Genomic DNA, 4,754 nt, shown 5'->3' on the forward strand with positions numbered 1-4,754 from the left:
GGCGATCGGCAGCACCTTGCAGATCGGCTCGACCCCATAGGCCCCGCGGTGATCGTCGATGAAGCCGATCATGACCGGTGTCGGCGGTCGAGCTCCGCCTGGGCAAAATACGCCGACGCCTTGCGCAAAATCTCGTTCGCCTGCCGCAGCTCCCGGTTCTCGCGTTCCAGAGCCTTGAGCTTGGCCGCCATGTCCGTCGTCAGCCCGCGCTTGCGGCCGCTGTCGACCTTAAGCCTTCTTCACCCACTCGCTCAGCGTCGGCGCCGTGCAGCCGATTTTGTCGGCTATCGACGTGATCGCCGCCCAGCGCGACGACGCTCGGCCTCATGATCCAGCACCATCCGCATTGAGCGGGCGCGTACTTCAGGCGAGAACTTGTTCGTCGTGTTGCTCGTCATAGCCCCATCCTCTCAGGAGTTGGAGCCTCCGACCAACCCGGCGCGGTTCAGTGAACTGGCAAAGCAAGCTCAATAGCTAATCGATGATCTGTACAGCTACGCGCTCGTCTGAAGACGGACTCAGGACTGCTTATGCCGCCGCGGGGGTGATGGCTGCTGCAGTTTGAAGTCTATCTACTTGGGTTTCTGCTGTCGCTTGCCCTGAACAGATCGACCACTGTTGTGGGGGGCAAGATACAGGCTGATCCGCGCCGTGGCCCCGGATCGCGGCCTCCATGCAATTAGCTGTGCTCCCCGCGCTCGACAGCGATCAGCCTGCGCGCCCGGTTACCTTGTAGATGCTGCGCATAATGGCGCGAAGTGGTGATGTCATGCGCCAACTGTTGCTCCTGTAGACAGCATCAAGGATCTCCGCCTCAATATTGCGAGCTGTATGAGCCGCTACCTCAAGACTCCGGGAAGTGCAAGCGGCGGCTTGGGATTTTTCGCGCTCTTCAGCACGCAGTCGCCGCCCGGTTTGAAATAGGGCCCACAACCTCCAGCAAATATTTCTAAGTTGACTCTGCGTAACAGTCGCGCGTCCTCGTGCATCCTCTATCGAGTTCATAAAACAAGCGGAGCTTTGTTGCCAATCTGGCCATTCCGAAGCGGTTCTAAGGGCATTCATTTGAAGACGCTGTAAGATCTCAGGCCTACTCCTCAGCTTCCTTAAGGCGTCGGATACGCGCGAATAATTTCCAGTTTGGACAACAATACCATTTACGCCATCCTTTATGTATTCATCATGTCCCGTAACATCGAATACAACTGCTGTCCCACCACAATGGAACATTTCCAAAGGAGGTCCAAACATGCCCTCGACTAAACTTAGTTTCACCAAGACATCGCAAGATCCATAAATCTCGTTCATCTGGGCCATCGGAACGTGCTGGAAGACACGACCCACCCCCCCGACTGTCGGATCAATGCGGTCGTTCGTAACGAGCCAGACGTCTTGGAAGCCCGCATCCCGGCACGCGGCCAGAGTATTGGGAACATTCTTAAAGGCGACATCGAACGGACCCTCGACCAACAAGCGCGGCCCGTTCTGTGGGCGAACCTGGGTGGGGCGGACCCCGGCGTTAAATATGTCCTTACGGATCCCATTTAGCGCTAGGGATGCTGTCTGCCCATGCACCTGCTGCAGGTATCGCGTCATCCAACTCGCAACAGTAATGAGACCGAGGCCCATCTCGTAGGTAGAATCTATAAGAAGCTTCAGGTCGACCTCATCTTCGCTCGGGAAACGAGATTCTATCGACTGAACGTAATAGAGGTAGGATTCTGAGTTTATCTTCCACATGTGAAACACGGTCGCCCAGAACGTTGCTATGGCGACGTCGAAGGCTCGCTTTCCAACCTCGTCGATATGGATGACGCGCACCCCAAGCGTCGCGAGATGCTGCGCATTGGGATGCCATGCCAGGGCAGATGGCGAGCACTTGTTCAAGGTCACAAGGGTGACGCGATTTCCTAACTGGGCGATATTCGCCGCATGTTCGAGAATGGTGTTGGTCCCACCCGAAATGCCGACGCCTGCGACAAGGAAAGCGATATCAAGCATTGCGTGAGGCCATATATGTACTGAGGTGGGAGAAGCCCTTGAACTCCAGCATGATCTCGAGCTCCGAGATGGACAGCATGCTTGAATTCAGAGCAAAACGGTTAGCACCAGTCTGCTGCAAGTTCTGAAAGAACCGAGGAAACCATGACGCGGAGGACAGCGTTTGCAAGACACGCTGCCGCCCAGCGCGCGCCACGCCTGCGAATTCTGATGGGTTCTCCATCACACGTCGCACCAAGTCGTAGAAGGCAGGCCCGCCAGAGGCCTGCAGGTAATGCACATCCGGAGTTAAATACGTATTGTCTGATATGGGCTCAGAAATAACCAGCGCGCCACAGGATAGGCATTGTTGCAGCCTCGGCTCCCACGAAACTTCGTCTTCGGCGTGAATGTTGAGGACTACGCGCGATCGCGCAACGAAAGTGTTGAACTCGCTAATTTCGTGCGCAGTCCCTCCCGGCCAGCCATGGGCAAGATGAAGAACATCGAAGTCACGCTTCAACGGTCCAAGAATACCTTCGCGGTGTTCCGTCGAGCGGCCAAAGAACAAAATCCCTCTGCTGCGCTCGATCGGTAGCGGCACATAGGTTTCGGTAGCGATCGGCAAAGGAGCGTAACCGCTGAAAAACAGCCCCTGACTCTCAAAAAACGAGCGCGAAGCCTCGTCATAATGAAAGATATAGTCGTAGGGTTTATCAAAAATTCCAAGAACCGTCTTGAATCGACCAAGGCTATCCCGCGTATATTCTAGTCTTCCCTCTATTATTTTGGGAGACGGCTCCGTTGAATATCCTATTTTTGTTCCATTCAAATCTGAAAGGGTCTCGGCATCCATTAATTCACCTCTGAACACTATTGTTATATCTGGATTAAATTCAATCAATTCTTTATAGTATTGTTTGGTCGCCCCAAATCGAAGTTGAAAAAACTTTGTATTATACAAATTATCGAGATCTCTCTCGACGTGACACCCGAAATACTCTTCCTGCCCTACAAATGCCAACCGCATTATGCAAACTCCGAACTCACTTCGTCGACGATTTCATGATGGATTTGATCGCGCTTCCGATGGACCTGTATGACGATGTCATGCGCCAGCTCGCGGACGACCGCATAGCTTCGAGCTCGGCTGTGGCCTCGTGGAGCTTGGCGCGCAGGTCGGCCGTATTATTGACAAGCGCACTTTGGTAAGCGCCTTCCATGGCGGCCAGCTTGGCAGTATTTTTGGAAAGCGCGTTTTGATGGGCGTTTTCCAGGGCGGTCAGCTTATCAGAGCCTTCGGCAAGCGCGCTTTGATAGTCACTTTCTATGGCAGTCAGCTTATCAGCAAATACCGCCCGCGCCTCATCGGTCAGCGCGCCGCGCTGGGCCTCCAAATCGCGAGCAAACTCTTGGCGCGCCTGCTGGACCTCAGTCTCGGCGCTTCGCTGGACATCTCGAATTTGCAGCTGCAGCGACAGGCCTCGCCCCAGCCGAGCGTAAAGCTGCAATAGGCCGTTCCAATCGCCGGCGCCTAGGTGCGAAAATTCTTCTTTCCAGCGCTGCGACGCAGTCTCGCCATAGAACAAAACGCCCAGGCCATAGCCGTGCGGGAAGGCCAATGAGGGATAATCTGAAGACAAGCTATTCCATAATTTATAAACGCCGAAATCTCTATCGTAAACATTGGTGTCGTGAAATAATACAACCGAATTTTTTGACAGCTTGGATCTCCATTCGCTCCAATCTTCCGAGACGCTCTCGAATGAATGGTGGCCGTCAAAATGAATCAGATCAATCGTTTCGTCCTGAAAATTCTGAACTGCATCAGAGAATTTTGATTTAATCAACGATCCGAACGAAGGATAATTCTCGTTCACGTAACTCCTCAACGTATCATAGACGGCCGAATTATAAAATCCGGCATGCTCGTCACCTTCCCATGTATCTACGCCAAATACACTACATTTGCCTTCGAGAGAAGAGGCAGCTTGACAGAACGTCAAATAGGAGTATCCTGTGTGAACGCCTAGTTCAACAATGCTTCTCGGACGCAGCCATGACACGAGCCAGAAGCTAAATGGGCTGTGTTCCACCCACGCTGAGTGTTCGAGCCAGCGCGGAGTTCGTAGCGCTGCCGAGCTGAAAGGAAAGTATGTTCTGGACATTAACGTCATAAACCCTTATATCGGCTGCGTATAGCAGTTGATCCGGCTTGATATCAATCCGTACGCGCACTTGCGAGCGGCGGATGCCGCCTTAGTGATAAGGCGAGTGAAACGTGGTTCGCAACCTTTGTCGAGCAATCGCTGTCGGAGATCATCAGGGCGGTGGCCCGAGCTTGATCCTGCCGTTCCCTGGATCGCCGGAAGCTAAAGTGTCCCGCCAATGTCATGGCTTTGAGCTGGATGTTCCGAAGGTATTTCGAGTAAGGCCCCTCGCTCCGCGCGACCTTGCCAAGCCTCTATTTTTTAGTGGCATGAGCAAACAAAAGCAGCAGGTGTGCCCTGCGGAATGGTCTATCAAATACTTCATAAGGCGTCCTCGATAGGCCTTCCAGGGTGTGAAAAGTCGAATGTGAGTTACTCCGTGACCTTATTTCCGCGCCATCATGACGCCGAACGGAAACGCTCTAGAGCGTTTCCGCCGAACGTTGAATCGATAGTGATGTGACGAACTCGGCTCGGGCTGATTCAACCTTCCTGTTAAAGGGAATGAAGGATGGCGCAAGCTCTGAGTGACGATCTTCGCATGCGTGTTCTGAAGGCTTCGAC

Annotated in this window: 3 protein-coding genes, 1 pseudogene and 1 other annotated feature; all 4 genes and pseudogenes read right to left on the reverse strand. The window is 53.5% G+C overall.

Annotation, left to right across the window (positions count from 1 at the left end):
* Positions 1 to 114, reverse strand: a sequence feature (AL1L pseudoknot). This feature is flagged as partial in the annotation.
* A pseudogene (locus RKE40_RS29250) lies at positions 1 to 398 on the reverse strand (transposase); the annotation flags it as partial. Its footprint overlaps the feature before it by 114 nt.
* Before the next feature lie 310 nt (positions 399 to 708).
* Positions 709 to 2,001: a glycosyltransferase family 4 protein gene (locus RKE40_RS29255; protein ID WP_316021674.1), complete on the reverse strand. Its 1,293-nt coding sequence runs from the start codon at positions 1,999 to 2,001 to the stop codon at positions 709 to 711.
* Entirely contained in the window at positions 1,994 to 3,010 is a 1,017-nt protein-coding gene (locus RKE40_RS29260) for a glycosyltransferase family protein (protein ID WP_316021675.1), read from the reverse strand. The genes RKE40_RS29255 and RKE40_RS29260 overlap by 8 nt, the downstream gene beginning before the upstream one ends.
* A gap of 16 nt (positions 3,011 to 3,026) precedes the next feature.
* Positions 3,027 to 4,157 (reverse strand): class I SAM-dependent methyltransferase, encoded by a 1,131-nt coding sequence (locus RKE40_RS29265; protein ID WP_316021676.1) that lies wholly within the window; start codon positions 4,155 to 4,157, stop codon positions 3,027 to 3,029.
* Positions 4,158 to 4,754 lie beyond the last annotated feature (597 nt).

This window comes from Allobosea rubneri, assembly GCF_032464875.1.
GTDB classification, from domain to species: domain Bacteria; phylum Pseudomonadota; class Alphaproteobacteria; order Rhizobiales; family Beijerinckiaceae; genus Allobosea; species Allobosea rubneri.

Bases quoted from the DNA above. Each gene is read 5' to 3' on its own strand.
- RKE40_RS29255 (WP_316021674.1), bottom strand. From the start codon at position 2,001: ATGCTTGATATCGCTTTCCTTGTCGCAGGCGTCGGCATTTCGGGTGGG.
- RKE40_RS29260 (WP_316021675.1), bottom strand. From the start codon at position 3,010: ATGCGGTTGGCATTTGTAGGGCAGGAAGAGTATTTCGGGTGTCACGTC.
- RKE40_RS29265 (WP_316021676.1), bottom strand. From the start codon at position 4,157: ATGACGTTAATGTCCAGAACATACTTTCCTTTCAGCTCGGCAGCGCTA.